Below are 17224 nucleotides of genomic sequence, written 5' to 3'. Positions count from 1 at the left end.
AGCCGCAAGGATATTGAAGCTCTCTGGTGTAAGATCATTCCTGATCAACGGCTATATGGTCAAAAAGGATGCAGAATAATGCTTTTTACCCTTAAAAAATTCATTGGCGGCATGTTGTTACCCTTGCCACTTTTTCTTTGCATAATGGCTGCGGCACTTATCTTGCTGTGGTTCACCCGCTGGCAAAAAGCAGGAAAGGTTATTATGACTATAGGCTGGGCTGGATTATTGTTACTGAGCCTGCAGCCGGTGGCAGACCGGTTATTGCGCCCTCTGGAAACCACCTGGCCGACATGGCAAGGCCCGGTGAACGTCAACTACATTGTGGTGCTCGGTGGGGGTTATACCTGGGACCCGAAGTGGGCACCCAGTTCCAATCTGATTAATAACAGCCTGCCGAGGGTGACTGAAGGTGTCAGGTTGTGGTTAAAAAACCCGCAGGCAACACTGATATTTACCGGAGCACCAGCTCAGGGAAATCCAGTAAGCACGGCAGAAGCTGGTGCCCGTGTCGCTGAAAGTCTTGGTGTGCCACGCAGCCATATTATGACGCTGGACCAACCGAAAGATACTCAAGAGGAAGCGGCGGCAGTGAAGAAGGCTATCGGCCAACAGCCTTTTATTTTGATAAGCTCAGCATCTCACCTGCCACGAGCTATGATTTTCTTTCACCAGCAAGGGCTGGCGCCAGAACCCGCCCCAGCCAATCAAATGGCTATCAGCGCCGACCTGAACCCGTGGGAGAAAATCATTCCATCGCCATTATGGCTGATGCACAGCGACCGTGCCGCCTATGAAAGTTTGGGCCGTATCTGGCAATGGCTTACGTTTTCAGGTCACCCAGGGCAATAGTTCTTTACGGGCTTTATCAAAAGCCACCCGGTTCATACGGCCAGTGCTGAGTAACTGGCTGACTTCATCCCACAGCACATACAACCAGCGACGCCACAGGAAGGCCTCGTCCACCGGAGCCCTTTGCTGGTAGTGCCAGAATAAACTTTCCGAAAGACCAGACTCGTTGAGGCGGAATAACTCAAATTCACGCGGCGCCCACAGCATGATGCCGGGATTAAGCACAGCCAGTAACTGATCCGTTCTTGAATCTTTCAACATACTGCGCAACGTGAAATTGCCATGTACCAACACACAGTTATCAGTGAAGCCCGCAAACAACTCTGGTAAATTTTCTTTTGTGCGCAGCAGAATGGCTTTGTCCTGCATGCTCAGGCCAGTATTGGTGAACTGATTCAGTGTGCTCCATAGTACTTCAATACGCTGGCGGTACCAGGAAGGCCAGTGATTTTCCTGGGTATTATCGACCGTGCCCACACAGCCGCGGCTGTCCTGCCGGTGCCATGCCAGCAGCCCTTCAACAATCTGGTCTTTTAACTGCGCCCAGCGTTCTGGTGTGCGGGTAGGTGCTTCAACCGGCATCCCCCTTAATCGCTCCATCAGGAGAACATCCGGGCCGGGTTGTTCTTCGTGAGAAATGATGCCGTAAACCACAGGCATACGAACCGTTCCTGTACGAGCTAACAAAGAGATTTTACTTGCCATCTGCGCAGCCATCCCCGGCGAGCTGTAACTTTTCGCCAGCAACGGCAAGGCATTACCAGAGCTGTCGTAAAGTGACCACAGAGCGGTATCTGGCTTTTCACTGATACATTCAATGCGACTTAACCGTTCACCTAACAGATGGCTTAATTCTGCACGTAATTGCTGCATATTGACCTGCCCATTGAAAAACCACTGTAGTAATAATGAGCGCCGCAAACAGGGATGTCACTTTTCCAGATCAATTTACGCGCAGAAAAGAAGGGAAAATTTGAAAGGATTGTATTGCATAAGGAATTTATATTGTGGCGTGGCGGCAAATACCGCCACGAAATAATCACTGGCGGAATACAGCCCGCACATGTTCTAAATCTTTCGGTGTATCAACCCCCGTTCCCGGTACTTCTTTAGCAACCGCAACATGAATTTTCTCGCCATACCACAGCACCCGTAGTTGCTCGAGCATTTCGATATTTTCCAGTTGTGATGGTTCCCAGGTTACATAGCGGCGAACAAACCCTGCACGGTAGGCATAAATACCGATATGGCGTAAAAAGCTGTCGCCGATGCTTTCTTTAGACTGAGCAAAGCGGTCACGATCCCAGGGAATCGTAGCACGAGAGAAATAGAGTGCATGCCCTTTGGCATCCATCACCACTTTAACCGCATTGGGATTAAAGGCTTCTTCTGCTGAATCGACGGGCACAGCCAGTGTCGCCATACCGACACCACTGGCAACCAGGTTATCCGCAACCTGGCGGATAATCACCGGTGGGATCAGCGGTTCATCACCCTGCACGTTGACAATAACGGTATCATCAGCAAATGCGCATTTTTCGATGACTTCAGCCAGACGTTCGGTTCCGGAATGGTGATCAACCCGGGTCATACAAACTTCACCACCTGCCGCCTGCACTGCTGCGGCAACATCTGCATGGTCAGTGGCAACGATAACCCGTTCAGCTCCCGATAACCGCGCCTGCTCCAGCACCCTAACAACCATGGGTTTGCCCGCGATATCAACCAGCGGTTTGCCTGGCAAACGGCTGGAAGCATAACGCGCAGGGATAATGACGATAAAACTCATACGCCAGCCTCATCATTTTCTAACGGATGCGCGGCTGTTTCGAGCAAGACAGGAATACCTTCATCAATTGGGAAAACCAGTCCATCCACTTTACAAATAAGCGTATGCTTTTCCTGATTAAAATAGAGTTTACCCTGGCAAACCGGGCAGGCAATGATTTCAAGTAAACGGTGATCCATATTTCCTCCGTCATGGATCCGAAAAATTACGTTCAGCATACCATAATTGGCTTTGAAGGTTAGTTGGTTTGCATGTTCCGCGTTTTCAGGCAGGCAAGCGCGGATGGAACCTGGCCGAGAGTTATCTGTGTCGCTCCCTGCCAGCGGGCAAAATCAACCAATGCCTGCCAGATTCCCTGCTCCAGATGCTGGCTGCTGCGAACCCCTTCTTCCAGCCACAGCGTCATCACTTCCAGCACACTTATTTTGCGGTGCATTTTGGCATCCATGCGCCCAACAATCTGCCCCCGGTGTAAAACAGGCAGTACAAAATAACCGTACTGCCTTTTTGGTTCGGGCGTATAGCACTCAAGCCGGTACTCAAACTGGAATAACTGTGAGGCCCGACGCCGGTCCCATACAACCGGGTCAAATGGGGATAATACCGTAGAGTGGGTGGCATTAAGAGTACCCTGCTCAGCCAGGGGCAACAGGGGCAGCAAGCTGTTATCAAGCCACATCGTTCCGAGGTCTTCCACTTCAACTTGCGTAACTGCCTGCTCATCCAGCCAGCGGGCTATTACTGTATTTGCCTGAATATTTTTAAGCCGGTAGTAATCGGCAAGCCAGGCCGGTTTAAAAATACCGAGACACCGGGCGCTGCGTGACAGCATCACACTTTCGGCTTCACTTTGGGTTAAGCTCTGTTGCGCGTCATCCCACCCGGGCATGATTCTGTGTGTCAGGTCGTATACCCGCTGGAAGTTATGCCGGGACGACACCATCACCTTACCGGCAGTGAATAACCCTTCCAGGTGCCGCTTATGAGGTTTCCACTCCCACCACCCGCTTTGCCCCGGTCTGGGGTGAGCAAAATCAGCTGCCCGTACAGGCCCATTTTCAGCCATCCACCCCAGCAACTCAGCTATTTCCTGCTCATGGGTAGCCATCCACTCAGCAGAATATTTCCAGCCCATTTTATGTGGGTTAAGCATTCGGTGGCGGACCAGTGCAAAGTCTTCTTTCGGCAGGAAACAGGCTTCATGTGCCCAGTATTCAATCAACTCGCCGCGTGACAGTGATTCTTCCAGCCAGGGGAATGGAAAACTCCCCAACCGGCTGAACAACACAATCCATGGACTGCGGGCAACGATATTAATCGTGTCTATCTGGAGCAAGGCCATTTGGCGAATGGTTTTGAGAATATCAGCAGGAACTGCGCGCTTACGCGGTTTTTTCAGCAGCCCCTGAGCGGCAAGGTGCAAATGGCGGGCTGCCTTACGGGAAAGATAGACCTGAGACATGTCGCTCCTTAGTAATCAGAAGATGGCGACATTTTCAGGATGCCAGCCGAATTATCTCCTGCAGAAGTTTGTCAGCACCAGCGCCATGCATTTGTGCATCAACCGGCAAGTACCACCAAGTGTCCCGGGCAAACTGACGGCATTTCACGGCATCTTTTTCAGTCATTACCAGATGCTGGTGGCTACCCTGCAGACTTTCGACCTGTGCGCTGTTAAGCGCCTGGTGATCCGGGAGTGAAACACGTTTTACCAGTTCCGCCCCCTGCTGTTCAAGTGTGGTAAAAAAGCGAGGTGGGTGACCAATACCGGCCATTGCCACTAAATCTTTCAGCGTGACTACTGGCGTTTCTTCTCCTGTAACCAGGTTAACGGCTAAACCCGGAACAAGTTGCATGGCTATTTCCCCGGGCTTTGGCTGGCCACCATTAACAATAACTGCATCCACAGTTTTGAGGCGGGAAGCGCGTTCGCGCATCGGGCCTGCTGGCAACCACCAGCCATTGCCAAAACGGCGCACACCGTCGATAACCACAATCTCTTTATCGCGCCCCAGCGAATAATGTTGCAGCCCGTCATCGGTCACAACAACCTGAACTGCCGGATTTCGGGCCAATAAAGATTTAACTGCCTCACTGCGCTGTGGCGCGACTGCAACCGGTGCTCCGGTACGCTGGTAAATCAGAACCGGTTCATCGCCCGCCTGTGATGTTGCAGTATCCGGGCCGACAAGCAACGGATAATGGGCAGATTTACCACCATACCCCCGTGACACCACACCAACACAAATGCCGTTTTGCTGCAATTGCTCCACCAGCCATATCACTACGGGGGTTTTACCATTTCCCCCGGCAGTCAGGTTGCCCACAACCACAACGGGAACCGGGGCTTTCCAGACTTTGCGAAGGCCAATACGGTAACTGAGCCGGATACAAAAGCTCACCAGCCCATACAGCCAGGATAATGGCAACAGCAATAGCCAGAGTGGCGATTCACCAGACCAGATACGGGAGATCATGCGCCAAACTGCATCCGGTGAAGTTGTGCATAAACCCCTGCTTTTTCAATCAGAGCCCGGTGTGCACCACGTTCTACAATACGCCCGTCTTCTACCACAATAATTTCATCTGCCTGTTCAATAGTAGACAGGCGATGTGCTATCACCAGCGAGGTACGGTTCTTCTGGAGTTCATCCAGCGCGGACTGGATAGCCCGCTCAGACTCAGTGTCCAGTGCAGAGGTGGCTTCATCCAGAATCAGTATTGGGCTGTTACGCAGCAGCGCACGGGCAATAGCAATACGCTGGCGCTGGCCACCAGAAAGCAGGACGCCATTTTCACCAATCACCGTATCCAGCCCGTTGTCCATCTTGCTGATGAAATCCATCGCATAAGCCATTTTCGCAGCCTGTTCAATATCTTCACGGGTATACTGCCCGGCACGGGCATAAGCAATATTATTGGCGATGGTATCGTTGAATAAGTGTACATTCTGCGAAACCAGTGCAACCTGGTCTCGCAATGATGCCAGTGTATATTCGCGGATGTCGTGCCCGTCGATAATGATTTGCCCTTCATCAATATCATAAAAACGTGTTATCAAACTGGCGATGGTGGACTTACCAGAGCCAGAACGGCCCACCAGTGCAACCGTTTTTCCAGATGGAATAGTCAGGCTGATATCACGCAAGGCGGGCACATCCCGGCCAGGATAAGTGAAGGTCACATTGCGGAATTCAATATCACCTGTTGAGCGTTCAATCACTTTAGTGCCGTCATCTTTTTCCTGCTCGCTGTCCAGAATGGAGAACAGTGTCTGGCAGGCAGCCATCCCACGCTGAAACTGTGAGTTCACGTTTGTCAGAGATTTCAACGGGCGCATAAGCGCAATCATTGAAGAGAACACGACAGTGATTGTCCCGGCAGTCAGGTTTTCCATAACACTGGGGAAACTTGCCGCGTACAGAACGAATGCCAGGGCAAGCGAAGCGATAAGCTGAATCAGTGGGTCTGAAATGGACGAGGCCGAAACCATTTTCATGCCTTGCTGACGCATACGGTTACTGACTTTATCAAACCGTTCGCGTTCAATCTGCTGCCCACCAAAGATCAACACTTCTTTATGCCCTTTGAGCATCTGCTCTGCGCTGGTTGTCACCTGCCCCATGGTGTTCTGCATACTTTTACTGATATTGCGAAAGCGCTTGGAAACGACACGAATAGCCACAGAGACAATAGGGGCCAACACAATGAGGATCAGGGATAACTGCCAGCTGTAGTAAAACATCATGATAAACAGGCCAATAATGGAGGCCCCTTCACGAACTACTGTAATAAGCGCGCCGGATGAAGAAGAGGCTACCTGCTCCGAATCATAAGTAATGCGCGACAACAATGTGCCTGTAGACTGTTTATCAAAAAAGGAAACGGGCATCCCCATCATATGGTTGAACAGGCGACGGCGCATGTTCATCACCACTTTACCAGAAACCCATGAAATACAATAACTTGACACGTAGCTGCTGATGCCACGCAGCAGCATCAGACCTATGACCACCAACGGCATCCACATCAACACGGAACGGTCGGTCTTACCAAAACCATCATCCAGCAGTGGTTTCAGTAGCGATAACATGAAAGTATCGCTGGCCGCGTTGGTCACCAACGCAACACCCGCCACAATCAGACCTAATTTGAACGGAGCAATAATCGGCCAAAGCCGCCGGAAGGTCTGTAAGGTGGAGAGATCTTTATCGATATGCATTCAATATTAACCAGCACTTGTTGAAATAGCCGCATATTCTACCTGTTATCTGGCCTCACGCCAAACCAGCGTTGATACCAGGGGGTGAAAAAACGGGCCCGATGTGCAGAAACTCGCCAGCCTGTCGGTGAGAAACTGACGCTAACCTGCCCATGCAAAGCCGTGTCATACCACTGGTAGCCATTCTGTTGGTAACGTTCAACAACTGCGGGCGATGGCATATTCCATGGGTTATAACGTGCTACTGATGTCAGTGCCACTGAACCTTCAGCACGCCCGACAAAACGTATCCCGGAAGAGCTTTTACTGCCATGATGTGGCACCTGCACGATATCGGCTTTCATAGATGCAGGGTGCATGGTCAACAATAATTCAGCTGGCAGCTCAAGGTCTCCAGTTAACAACACCCGGTGAATACCATCACTCACACTGACAACACACGAGCGGTTATTCTCGCTTCCCTCAAATTGTAATGGGGGCCAAACAACGTCAAATGACAACCCCTGCCAGTACCATTTTTTGCCCTGATAACAGTGATAAGCTCCAGGCTGTGGGCCATTACGCCACTGAGTTATCCCCGGCCATTGCGCCTCAATTGCCGCCAGCCCACCGTTATGGTCCGTATGCTCATGGCTGATAATGACACCCTCCGGCACCAGGTTATGCCAGGCAAGCCAGGGCAAAATAACCTGCTGCCCGACATTCCCCCCTTCCCACCGGTTACCTGTATCATACAAAAAAGCGGAGCCGTTACGCTCAATAACCATTGCCAGCCCGTGGCCAATATCCAGCATATGCACTTGCCAGCCACTGTGATTCTTACGCCCCCACCAGGGCGAGCATAGCACTACCACCAATGCCGCACAGGTAAACGGGGAGGTTCGTAGCCAGTGAAATCTCATAATGACCAGCAGACACCAGGGCAGAAAGGCCATAGCGCCCATCCGCCAGTCCACGGGTAACCAGCCCTTTGGTAGCCCGGCCAGTAACCAAAACAGTGCGGCCAGCAGTGAATCCACCCATTGCCATATCAAACCAGGCACCATCACACTATTTGCCAGAACCCCGAGAAAAATCAGCGGGACAATCAGAAATGTCACCACAGGCACGGCAATAAGGTTAGCAGGCAGCGAAGTGAGTGATATCCCGTGGAATAGAGGAACCTGCAGTGGTAACAACAGCAGGCATGCACCACATTGCAGGTGAAGCAAAGCAGCACAAAAGTGCGCTGTTCGGTATTTTTTTACCCCAGTGAACGGTAACCACTGGCACCAAAAAATGAGTGCACTGACGGCAAAGGCTGATAACCAGAAACTGTCGGAAAGCAATGTGAGCGGATCGAATAACAGTACACAGGCAAGACATACCGCCAGAACATCCCACGCCCCCCACTGGCGCTGGTATAAACGAAGAATGCCCCATGAGCTCAGAGCAATAAGGCTGCGTATGGCGGGTGGGTTGCCGCCACTCAACCAGGTATACCCTGCGGCGCAAGCAATACTGGCAATAATGGGAAAAGACGGGCGAATCCAGTGGGCCGGCAGGAAGAATTGAATTAGCCGCGCCAATAGCCAGCCAGCACCACCCGCCTGGGCAATATGTAACCCCGATATCGCCATCAGATGTGCGGTTCCCGTCTCCCGCAATATTTGCCTGACGCCTGTCTGCATGTTTTCTCGCTCGCCAAAAGCCAGTGCGTGAATGACGGCATCCCATGCTAAATGTGCAGTTTGTTGTTCTACCCGGTGGATAAACGCTGCGCGAAGTGAACAAGAGGCTTTGATAACCTGAACATCTGCCATTCGGCCTGACAACACAAATCCACTTGCCATTGCCGACCGCTGCCGGGAATAGCCGCCAGCATTATATTGCCCATGCACTGCCCTTAACGTGCTACTGACTTGCCAAAGTTGCCCGGAGCAAGGGTGTGACTCAGGTAAAATGCCATACAGAATGACACCTGGAGAAAACAGCCTTTTTTTGCCTCCCCACTGCACTATTTTACCGTAATGACGTTCTCCCTGAGTGCTGACAATTCGAACCACCATGCTCTCCCGCTTCCCACTCATTTCGACCATGGTAGTTAACGCAGATTGCGCATGAAATAGCGCCCAACTCAATGCCAGGGCACCGCAGGCGCAATAACGCCAAACCACATGACGAGCGCGGCAAAGCCCCCACCCACCGGCGCAAGTCAGTACGAGAGCAAACCAAAATGGCGGGATGACAGGTAACCAAAGTAGTGGGCTTATTCCTGCCAGGATCCAGAAACTGAGTTTGGGTAGTTGCAGCACAATGTTCTCCTTGTGCTGCCAGTTTGCCGCTGCTGGCCGAAAAACCCAGTGCCAGTCGCAATTTTCTGGGGATGCTTTCCTGAATAACTCGCAGTTGCAGTAGCAGAGAATATTTTGTGCGAGGTTCGCTGAAAAATGAGCATGCAGAACTCTGGCGCAACGCCAGACAGAAGCAATGACGGTAACAGACAGATAAAACAAACGGCACCCTGAGGTGCCGCTTATGCAAACTAATTAAGCCAGTGAGGCAAATCAGCCATAAATATTGGCGCGGTCACGTAGCTCTTTGCCTGGTTTGAAGTGGGGAACATATTTCCCTTCCAGATCCACTTTATCGCCAGTTTTAGGATTACGCCCGGTGCGTGGTGCGCGGTAATGCAATGAGAAGCTGCCAAACCCCCGGATTTCAATACGCTCCCCCTGCGCGAGGGTAGAAGCCATATGTTCCAGCATTTCTTTAACCGCATCTTCTACAGCCTTGGCTGGAATATGAGATTGCTGGCCGGCAAGTCTTTCTATCAATTCTGACTTGGTCATGTTTCCTCCGGTTTCCATCAGGAAAAATGTTTACAGCTACATTGAACAAGGGCGGCCGAAGCCGCCCTGATTAAGCAGTATGGACGATTACTCGCCTTTAGCTGCTTTGAACGCTTCAGCCATTGCGTTAGAGAAATTGCCGTCTTCTTGTTTGTTAACAGAAGCAATTGCATCTTTCTCGTCAGCTTCGTCTTTCGCACGAACAGACAGGCTTACTACGCGGTTTTTGCGGTCAACGCCAGTGAACTTCGCTTCAACGTCATCACCAACGTTCAGAACCAGAGTAGCATCTTCAACGCGGTCACGGGAAGCTTCAGAAGCACGCAGATAGCCTTCAACGCCATCAGCTAATTCAACTGTAGCACCTTTTGCGTCAACTGCAGTGACTTTACCAGTCACGATAGCGCCTTTCTTGTTCACAGCAACGTAGTTGTTGAACGGATCTTCAGCCAGTTGTTTCACACCCAGGGAGATACGTTCACGTTCTGCGTCAACCTGCAGAACAACAGCGGCGATTTCGTCACCTTTTTTGTACTCACGTACAGCTTCTTCGCCTGCAACGTTCCAGGAGATGTCAGACAGGTGAACCAGACCGTCGATGCCACCGTCCAGGCCGATGAAGATACCAAAGTCAGTGATAGACTTGATTTTACCTTCAACGCGATCGCCTTTGTTGTGGGTTTCTGCGAACTGCTGCCACGGGTTAGCTTTGCACTGTTTCAGGCCCAGGGAGATACGACGACGTTCTTCATCGATATCCAGAACCATAACTTCAACAACATCACCAACGTTAACAACTTTAGACGGATGGATGTTTTTGTTAGTCCAGTCCATTTCAGAAACGTGTACCAGACCTTCAACGCCTTCTTCGATTTCTACGAAGCAGCCGTAGTCAGTCAGGTTGGTTACACGACCGGTCAGTTTAGTACCTTCCGGATAACGTTTAGCGATAGCAACCCACGGATCTTCGCCCAGTTGTTTCAGACCCAGAGAAACACGGGTACGTTCACGGTCGAATTTCAGAACTTTAACAGTGATTTCATCGCCAACATTCACGATTTCGCTCGGATGCTTAACGCGTTTCCATGCCATATCAGTGATGTGCAGCAGACCATCTACACCGCCCAGATCAACGAATGCACCGTAGTCAGTGAGGTTCTTAACGATACCTTTAACTTCCATGCCTTCCTGCAGGTTTTCCAGCAGTTGATCACGTTCAGCGCTGTTTTCAGATTCGATAACGGCACGACGAGAAACAACAACGTTGTTGCGTTTCTGATCCAGCTTGATCACTTTGAATTCAAGCTCTTTGCCTTCGAGGTGCAGCGTGTCGCGAACCGGACGTACGTCAACCAGTGAACCTGGCAGGAACGCACGAATACCGTTCAGCTCAACAGTGAAGCCGCCCTTGACTTTGCCATTGATAACGCCAGTAACAGTGGCAGCTTCTTCGTATGCTTTTTCCAGCATCAGCCATGCTTCGTGACGTTTTGCTTTTTCACGAGACAGTTGGGTTTCGCCGAAGCCGTCTTCTACTGCATCCAGAGCAACGTCGACTTCGTCACCAACCTGGATTTCAAGTTCGCCCTGGGCATTTTTGAACTGCTCAGCCGGAATGGCAGACTCAGATTTCAGACCGGCGTCAACCAGTACTACGTCTTTGTCGATGGCAACAACAACGCCGCGAACGATGGAACCCGGGCGGGTTTCGATTTCTTTCAGGGACTCTTCAAAGAGTTGAGCAAAAGATTCAGTCATGTTGATAATCTTCAGGATCTTCTATTTAACGTCCACCTGGCTCCGTGCCGGATGGGGTTGTTTAACATGCCCGCGAACACTCCATTGCCGCAGGTACTACAATTCTGATGCTTGCGCAAAAACAGGAAGTTTACACACTCCCCAGTTTTTCACGTGCATATTCCAGCGCCTTTTCAATCACTTGCTCGATGCTCATCTGGGTTGAATCCAGTAATAATGCATCCTGAGCCGGTACCAAAGGAGCTACAGGCCGGTTGCGATCACGGTCATCGCGTTCTTTTATCTCGGCCAAAAGGCGTTCAAAGTTAACACTAAAGCCCTTATCCTGCAACTGCCGCATACGGCGCAAAGCACGTTCTTCCGATGAAGCATCAAGGAAAATTTTAACAGGTGCGTCAGGAAATACCACTGTTCCCATATCCCTACCATCCGCAATCAGGCCTGGTGCTTCACGAAACGCACGCTGGCGGCGCAATAATGCTTCGCGCACACGAGGGAAAGCGGCAACCTGGGAGGCGGCACTGGCAACTTCCTGGGTACGAATCTCACCACTGACATCTTCGCCTTCCAGCACCACTTCGAGGTTGCCGTTGACAGAAAGAAAGCGCACATCCAGATGCGCAGCCAGCGGAACCAGCGCTTCTTCACTGGAAGTATCGACATGATGATGTAACGCGGCCAGTGCGAGGACACGGTAAATCGCACCGGAATCCAGTAAATGCCATTGCAATGCTTCAGCCATCGCTTTACACAGAGTTCCTTTACCAGCGCCACTTGGGCCATCAATGGTAATTACGGGAACGTGTGGCGTCATAGTATTCTCCTTCGTAACGAGTGACAGGCCGTTAGCATAAACGCCGCGCATTATACGCCGCATCGCCGCAGACTGTTACCCTCAGGAGAAAATAACGCGTTTTTTGAGAATAGGCCTGCCAGAAGAAGTATGTGCCGCCACTTTGGCAGCACATATTTATTATCAGGCTAATTCGCTGATACTGGCGAGGCGTTCGAAGTAATCAGGGAAGGTTTTTGCCGTACATTTGGGGTCAAGGATAGTCACAGGCGTATCAGACATCGCAACCAGAGAGAAACACATTGCCATACGGTGATCATTGTATGTCCCAATTTCCGCGAAGATCAGTTGGGCTGGTGGGGTGATTGAAATAAAATCATGCCCTTCTTCCACTTCAGCGCCCACTTTACGTAACTCTGCCGCCATGGCCGTGAGGCGATCTGTTTCTTTGACACGCCAGTTGTAAATATTGCGCAGCGTGGTGGTGCCCTGCGCGAATAAAGCGGCAGTCGCAATCGTCATCGCGGCATCGGGAATATGGTTCATGTCCATATCGATGGCATGCAGTTCACGGCGGGTACAGGCAATAAAATCATCGCCCCAGGTTATTTCAGCACCCATTTTTTCCAGCACATCCGCAAACCGGATATCTCCCTGAACACTGTTGCGGCCAATACCGGTAACTTTGACGGTTCCACCTTTAATGGCAGCAGCAGCAAGGAAATAAGATGCCGAAGATGCATCCCCTTCGACCAGATATTTACCCGGAGACTGGTAAGTTTGCCCACCATGAATAACAAACGTTTGATATTGCTGATTTTCGACCCTCACACCAAAGGTCTGCATCAGGTTCAGCGTAATATCAATATAAGGCTTAGAAACCAGCTCACCCTTGATAGTGATGACGGTATCCTGAGCAGCCAGTGGCGCGGCCATCAATAACGCAGTAAGGAACTGGCTTGAAACACTGCCATCCACTTCCACCTGGCCACCAGAAAAGCCCCCCTGAATGTGCAACGGTGGGTAATTTTCCTGCTCCAGGTACGAAATTTTGGCTCCGCCCTGGCGCAGGGCATCGACCAGGTGCCCAATCGGGCGCTCTTTCATGCGTGGTTCGCCTGTCAGCACAATGTTATTGCAGCCAAGGCACAATGCCGCTGCTAATGGGCGCATCGCTGTACCTGCATTTCCCAGAAAAAGCTCGAGGGCTCCGGCCGATGTCAGCGGCCCGCCCAAACCAGTCACTTCACAATGGGTACGATCAGCAGACAACTTATATTGCACACCCAGCGCGCTAAGCGCATTGAGCATATGGCGTACATCATCGCTGTCCAGCAGATTTGCCAGCGCCGTGGTACCTTGCGCCAGAGCAGCCAGCAACAGTGCCCGGTTAGAGACACTTTTAGAACCTGGCAGGTTAATGGTTCCGTCTACCCGGGCGATGGGTTGTAACGTCAGGGATTCCAGCATGGAGGTAAAGCTCTCAACAAAAAACAAAAATAAACAGAAACCCCGTACCAGACGGTACGGGGCAAGGAATTAAACACCATGATTAACCGTGGCGACGTTCAAAATCCACCATAAAATCAGTCAGTGCCTGCACGCCCGCCAGTGGCATAGCATTGTAAATAGAAGCGCGCATGCCCCCTACTACACGGTGGCCTTTCAAGGCATGCAACCCTGCAGCGAAAGACTCTTCAAGGAACAAAGCATCCAGTTTACTATCCGCCAGTTGGAACGGAATATTCATACGAGAACGGTTTGAAGCAGCGACATCATTGCGGTAAAAATCGCTGTTATCAATCACGCCGTAGAGTAAGTCAGCTTTCTGCTGATTCACTTTATCCATTGCGGCAACGCCACCCTGCTCTTTCAGCCATTTGAATACCAGCCCGGCAAGGTACCAGGCGAAAGTAGGCGGCGTGTTAAACATGGAGTCATTTTCGTTCAGAACGGAATAATCCAGAATAGACGGGCAGGCTTTACTGGCTTTACCCAGCAAGTCTTCACGTACCACTACCAGAGTCAGGCCTGCCGGGCCGATATTTTTCTGCGCACCGGCATAGATAACGCCATAACGGCTGACATCAATGGGTCGGGATAAAATGGTTGAAGAGAAATCGGCCGCAACCACAACATCCGGGCCAAAATCTGGCGTTTCATCAATGGCAATACCATCGATGGTTTCATTTGGGCAATAATGCAGGTAGGCTGCGTTGTCGGACGGTTGCCAGTCACGCATTGGGATAATCGCACGTTTGCCGTCAACCGTGACTTTTGCATCAATCACATTGGGAGTGAGGTATTTTTTGGCTTCTTTTACTGCGCTACTGGCCCAGTAGCCACCATCAACATAATCCGCAGTGGATTTATCACCAAGAATGTTGAGCGGCACACCTGCAAATTGACCACGACCACCGCCATGACAGAAGAGTACCTTATAGTTGGAGGGAATTTGCAACAAGTCGCGAAAATCCTTCTCTGCTTCTTCAGCCACCTGAATAAATGGTTTACCGCGATGGCTGACTTCCATTACTGACGTGCCGAGCCCTTGCCAGTCGCACAACTCTTGTTGTGCATGACGAAGTACATCTACCGGCAACATTGCCGGGCCAGAACTAAAGTTATAGACCTGAGTCATTTCCCCTCACCACATAAAAGCAATCGTTTTTTCCTGTGACTTCGGTTTTATCACTCACATGACATTGCTGCAATGGTTATTCCTGCAGGCCAGATAACATCAGACCAGCACTGGTCGGCAGATTACTCGGGGAAATACGCTCAGACTGATAATTTTATCTTTTTATTTGTCACACCTGTGACGCAATCAGCATGTTATAGATGAGTAAATTTTTTGTATTCATACTCAAGATGATTTCCTTGCGCTGTGGCATATTCGTAGCACGCGAAAAGGAAAAAACGTATCATTGCGCCCTTTTCGTACGAACAAAGTGGACACCATGACTCAAACTTATATTCCCGGCAAAGATGCCGCTCTGGAAGACTCCATCTCCCGCTTCCAGCAACAATTGACCAAACTGGGGTTCAATATTGAAGAAGCCTCATGGTTAAATCCTGTTCCCCATGTGTGGTCTGTACATATTCGCGACAAAGACTGTGCGCTGTGTTTTACCAATGGGAAAGGTGCAACTCGCAAGGCGGCTCTCGCTTCTGCGCTGGGGGAATATTTTGAACGCCTTTCCACCAACTACTTTTTTGCCGATTTCTGGTTAGGTGACACCATCGCTAATGGGCCTTTCGTCCATTACCCCAACGAGAAATGGTTTCCTCTGCCAGATGATGATGAATTACCTGAAGGGATCCTCGATGCCCACCTGCGTGCCTTTTACGACCCGGATCAGGCCCTGACTGCCAGCCAGCTTGTTGACCTGCAATCGGGCAATTCCAAACGTGGTATCTGTGCCCTGCCATTTACCCGTCAGTCCGACGACCAGACGATTTATATCCCAATGAACATTGTTGGTAACCTGTATGTTTCCAATGGGATGTCTGCGGGGAACACCCGGTATGAAGCGCGAGTTCAGGCTTTATCCGAAGTATTTGAACGGCATATCAAAAACCGTATCATTGCTGAATCTATTAGCCTGCCAGCTATCCCTGATGATGTAATGGCTCGCTATCCGGGCGTGGTGGAAGCCATTGCCAAACTGGAAGCGGAAGGTTTCCCTATCTTTGCCTATGATGGCTCGCTGGGTGGAAAATACCCGGTCATCTGTGTGGTACTGTTTAACCCGGCCAACGGCACCTGTTTTGCCTCATTCGGCGCACATCCTGACTTTGGTGTCGCACTGGAACGTACAGTGACTGAATTACTCCAGGGCCGCAGCCTGAAAGACCTCGATGTTTTCACCCCACCAACATTTGATGATGAAGAAGTCGGTGAGCACGCCAATCTGGAAACCCACTTCATTGATTCCAGCGGCTTAATTTCCTGGGATCTGTTTAAAGATGACGCTGATTATCCTTTCGTCGACTGGTCATTTAAAGGCACCACCGACGAAGAATTCGCCACCTTGATGGCTATCTTCCAGACTGAAGGCAAAGAGGTCTATATCGCCGATTATGAACACCTTGGGGTTTATGGGTGCCGTATTTTGGTTCCGGGGATGTCTGATATCTACCCGGCTGATGATTTGTGGCTGGCGAACAACAATATGGGCAGCCATTTACGGGAAACTATCATGGCGTTACCTGGCAGCAAACTGCAACCAGAAGAATATCTGGCCCTGATTGAGCAACTCGACGACGAAGGTCTGGACGATTTCACCCGTGTGCGTGAGTTGTTAGGCCTGGCGACCGGCAATCAAAATGGCTGGTATACCCTGCGTATTGGTGAGCTGAAAGCAATGCTGGCACTGGCCGGTGGCTCTCTGGAGCAGGCATTAATCTGGACTGAATGGACCATGGAATTCAACGCATCCATATTCAGTGCAGAGCGTGCTAACTACTATCGCTGCCTGCAGACATTATTGTTGCTTGCACATGAAGAAGAGCGTGACCCGGCGCAATACCAGTCAGCCTTTACTCGCATGTACGGTGCAAAAGCGTTGGCTGATGCTCAGGCGGCATTAACAGGCGAGTCAGCCTTCTACGGCCTGCCTGTTATAGATACAAACCTGGAAGCCTTGCCTGCGCATCAGTCATTACTGGCAGCCTATCAAAAGCTACAAAAAGCCAAACAGCGTTGGTGGAGTGAGCAGGATAAATAATGCTTTTGCCTGTAGGCGCAGCGATAATGAAAGGCTATATTACGGGGCAACTTTTTTGCCCCGCTTTTTTATTGTGCTAATCCCCATTAATATGTAGCACATTGGTTAATGCCGAGTAACCAAAATATATTTTCACAGAATAATATGTAACTAATCTGACTTATTTATGGCAGATTCTTTAACGCCAACCAGGGGGATTAAAAAGAAAATTCAAAACTATTTGTAAAATTTAAAAAATATTTTTCCTAT

Annotated in this window: 14 protein-coding genes; 2 read left to right on the top strand and 12 right to left on the bottom strand. The window is 50.5% G+C overall.

Features of this window, described 5'->3' with window-relative positions:
* Positions 1–78: 78 nt before the first annotated feature.
* Complete coding sequence (gene elyC / locus MPHASIOC01_RS03020; RefSeq protein WP_353613894.1) at positions 79–852, top strand: envelope biogenesis factor ElyC; 774 nt, start codon at positions 79–81, stop codon at positions 850–852.
* Here the strand turns inward: elyC and MPHASIOC01_RS03015 are convergent.
* From MPHASIOC01_RS03015 to serC, 12 genes are all read right to left on the bottom strand, one after another.
* Positions 832–1725, bottom strand: a complete 894-nt coding sequence (locus MPHASIOC01_RS03015) for a YcbJ family phosphotransferase (protein ID WP_064600280.1) — start codon at positions 1723–1725, stop codon at positions 832–834. The two genes, elyC and MPHASIOC01_RS03015, sit on opposite strands and share 21 nt — an antisense overlap.
* 166 nt (positions 1726–1891) lie before the next feature.
* Positions 1892–2641 (bottom strand): 3-deoxy-manno-octulosonate cytidylyltransferase, encoded by a 750-nt coding sequence (gene kdsB, locus MPHASIOC01_RS03010; RefSeq protein WP_353613893.1) that lies wholly within the window; start codon positions 2639–2641, stop codon positions 1892–1894.
* The gene (locus tag MPHASIOC01_RS03005) at positions 2638–2820 is read right to left on the bottom strand and encodes a Trm112 family protein (RefSeq protein ID WP_036107787.1); all 183 of its coding nucleotides are present in this window, start codon (positions 2818–2820) and stop codon (positions 2638–2640) included. Before MPHASIOC01_RS03005 ends, kdsB begins: the two co-directional genes overlap by 4 nt.
* A gap of 59 nt (positions 2821–2879) precedes the next feature.
* The gene (locus MPHASIOC01_RS03000) at positions 2880–4103 is read right to left on the bottom strand and encodes a winged helix-turn-helix domain-containing protein (RefSeq protein WP_064599989.1); all 1224 of its coding nucleotides are present in this window, start codon (positions 4101–4103) and stop codon (positions 2880–2882) included.
* 34 nt (positions 4104–4137) lie between these two features.
* Positions 4138–5118, bottom strand: coding sequence for a tetraacyldisaccharide 4'-kinase (lpxK, locus tag MPHASIOC01_RS02995; RefSeq protein WP_353613892.1), 981 nt, complete (start codon positions 5116–5118; stop codon positions 4138–4140).
* Positions 5115–6863, bottom strand: a complete 1749-nt coding sequence (msbA, locus tag MPHASIOC01_RS02990; RefSeq protein WP_064599984.1) for a lipid A ABC transporter ATP-binding protein/permease MsbA — start codon at positions 6861–6863, stop codon at positions 5115–5117. The genes lpxK and msbA overlap by 4 nt, the downstream gene beginning before the upstream one ends.
* Positions 6864–6901: 38 nt before the next feature.
* Complete coding sequence (locus tag MPHASIOC01_RS02985) at positions 6902–9157, bottom strand: DNA internalization-related competence protein ComEC/Rec2 (RefSeq protein WP_353613891.1); 2256 nt, start codon at positions 9155–9157, stop codon at positions 6902–6904.
* A 252-nt stretch (positions 9158–9409) separates the two neighbouring features.
* Positions 9410–9694, bottom strand: coding sequence for an integration host factor subunit beta (gene ihfB / locus MPHASIOC01_RS02980; RefSeq protein WP_036107772.1), 285 nt, complete (start codon positions 9692–9694; stop codon positions 9410–9412).
* An 87-nt stretch (positions 9695–9781) separates the two neighbouring features.
* Positions 9782–11452 (bottom strand): 30S ribosomal protein S1, encoded by a 1671-nt coding sequence (gene rpsA, locus MPHASIOC01_RS02975; RefSeq protein ID WP_036107757.1) that lies wholly within the window; start codon positions 11450–11452, stop codon positions 9782–9784.
* Positions 11453–11582: 130 nt separating this feature from the next.
* Positions 11583–12266 carry a (d)CMP kinase gene (cmk, locus tag MPHASIOC01_RS02970; protein WP_064599982.1) on the bottom strand — a complete coding sequence of 228 codons (684 nt, stop codon included), beginning with the start codon at positions 12264–12266 and terminating at the stop codon, positions 11583–11585.
* Positions 12267–12428: 162 nt separating this feature from the next.
* Positions 12429–13712, bottom strand: coding sequence for a 3-phosphoshikimate 1-carboxyvinyltransferase (aroA, locus tag MPHASIOC01_RS02965; protein WP_353614889.1), 1284 nt, complete (start codon positions 13710–13712; stop codon positions 12429–12431).
* A gap of 85 nt (positions 13713–13797) precedes the next feature.
* Complete coding sequence (gene serC, locus MPHASIOC01_RS02960; protein ID WP_353613890.1) at positions 13798–14886, bottom strand: 3-phosphoserine/phosphohydroxythreonine transaminase; 1089 nt, start codon at positions 14884–14886, stop codon at positions 13798–13800.
* 319 nt (positions 14887–15205) lie between these two features.
* On the opposite strand from serC, the gene ycaO reads away from it, so the two are divergent.
* Positions 15206–16975, top strand: a complete 1770-nt coding sequence (ycaO, locus tag MPHASIOC01_RS02955) for a 30S ribosomal protein S12 methylthiotransferase accessory factor YcaO (RefSeq protein ID WP_353613889.1) — start codon at positions 15206–15208, stop codon at positions 16973–16975.
* Positions 16976–17224: the final 249 nt, after the last annotated feature.

It is taken from the genome of Mangrovibacter phragmitis, assembly GCF_040429585.1.
Lineage (GTDB): Bacteria > Pseudomonadota > Gammaproteobacteria > Enterobacterales > Enterobacteriaceae > Mangrovibacter > Mangrovibacter phragmitis.
The sequence above is the reverse complement of the archived record's forward strand: the minus strand, read 5'-3'. Positions and strand labels throughout refer to the sequence as shown.

Excerpts from the sequence above, each read along its gene's own strand:
- elyC (WP_353613894.1), top strand. The coding sequence starts at position 79 with ATGCTTTTTACCCTTAAAAAATTCATTGGCGGCATGTTGTTACCCTTG.
- MPHASIOC01_RS03015 (WP_064600280.1), bottom strand. The coding sequence starts at position 1,725 with ATGCAGCAATTACGTGCAGAATTAAGCCATCTGTTAGGTGAACGGTTA.
- kdsB (WP_353613893.1), bottom strand. The coding sequence starts at position 2,641 with ATGAGTTTTATCGTCATTATCCCTGCGCGTTATGCTTCCAGCCGTTTG.
- MPHASIOC01_RS03005 (WP_036107787.1), bottom strand. The coding sequence starts at position 2,820 with ATGGATCACCGTTTACTTGAAATCATTGCCTGCCCGGTTTGCCAGGGT.
- MPHASIOC01_RS03000 (WP_064599989.1), bottom strand. The coding sequence starts at position 4,103 with ATGTCTCAGGTCTATCTTTCCCGTAAGGCAGCCCGCCATTTGCACCTT.
- lpxK (WP_353613892.1), bottom strand. The coding sequence starts at position 5,118 with ATGATCTCCCGTATCTGGTCTGGTGAATCGCCACTCTGGCTATTGCTG.
- msbA (WP_064599984.1), bottom strand. The coding sequence starts at position 6,863 with ATGCATATCGATAAAGATCTCTCCACCTTACAGACCTTCCGGCGGCTT.
- ihfB (WP_036107772.1), bottom strand. The coding sequence starts at position 9,694 with ATGACCAAGTCAGAATTGATAGAAAGACTTGCCGGCCAGCAATCTCAT.
- rpsA (WP_036107757.1), bottom strand. The coding sequence starts at position 11,452 with ATGACTGAATCTTTTGCTCAACTCTTTGAAGAGTCCCTGAAAGAAATC.
- cmk (WP_064599982.1), bottom strand. The coding sequence starts at position 12,266 with ATGACGCCACACGTTCCCGTAATTACCATTGATGGCCCAAGTGGCGCT.
- serC (WP_353613890.1), bottom strand. The coding sequence starts at position 14,886 with ATGACTCAGGTCTATAACTTTAGTTCTGGCCCGGCAATGTTGCCGGTA.
- ycaO (WP_353613889.1), top strand. The coding sequence starts at position 15,206 with ATGACTCAAACTTATATTCCCGGCAAAGATGCCGCTCTGGAAGACTCC.